This is a genomic window from Planctomonas deserti (assembly GCF_003067705.1).
Taxonomy (GTDB): Bacteria; Actinomycetota; Actinomycetes; order Actinomycetales; family Microbacteriaceae; genus Planctomonas; species Planctomonas deserti.
Map to the genome: position 1 here is coordinate 1 of NZ_QANL01000102.1, position 612 is coordinate 612.

Here is a 612-nt window from a genome sequence, read left to right on the forward strand (position 1 = left end):
CTGAAACGTCGCAGGCTGCGCGGGCTCAGGCTCAAGTGCGCCGCCAGCGTATCCAGCGTGGCATCACCCGCGGCGAGCGCCCGGAACAGGACATGTGCACGCTGCGCCGAAGTATCGAGCGCGGACGCACCCATATGCTGCTGCAGGCAGTGCGCCATCCGCTGCAGGCGCAGTGCAGGCGCGGTGTCGCCGATGGAGGCCGCAGCCTTCTTCGCCCACGTGCCCTTCAGATCAGCCAGTGGCACGGCCTGGCCGATGATCCCGGCCAAGGGCAGGCCCAGCGCGGCCAATGCCTGGCCGGGACGGAAGCGTGCGCCCAGCACCTGTGCACCGGGTGCCAGCGCCGGGTGCGCGGCCACGCGGTCCGGGCCGACCACGAACAACGCACCGTCGCGCCAGAGGATATCCACGCAGCCATCGGGCAATACGGTGATGTGCCCATCGGCATCAGCAGGAAGCTGGCTCTGCCAAAGCTGGCCAAAGTGGCCGCGCAGCGGCGCAGGCGCCAGATGCTCCTGGTAGGTCGTGCCGGTGCCTGCAAGAGAGGAAGGGTCGCCCATGCCGCATTGTGGCGCCACGGGGCCCATAAAAGTGAAGCCCGGCGCGAGGCCG

Annotated in this window: 1 protein-coding gene; it reads right to left on the minus strand. The window is 69.6% G+C overall.

Going from position 1 to position 612, the window contains the following annotated elements:
- Nucleotides 1-560, minus strand: a 560-nt coding sequence (locus DAI20_RS19755) for a DUF6597 domain-containing transcriptional factor (RefSeq protein ID WP_108252897.1), incomplete at its 3' end; no start/stop codon positions are given.
- Between the last annotated feature and the right edge of the window lie 52 nt (nucleotides 561-612).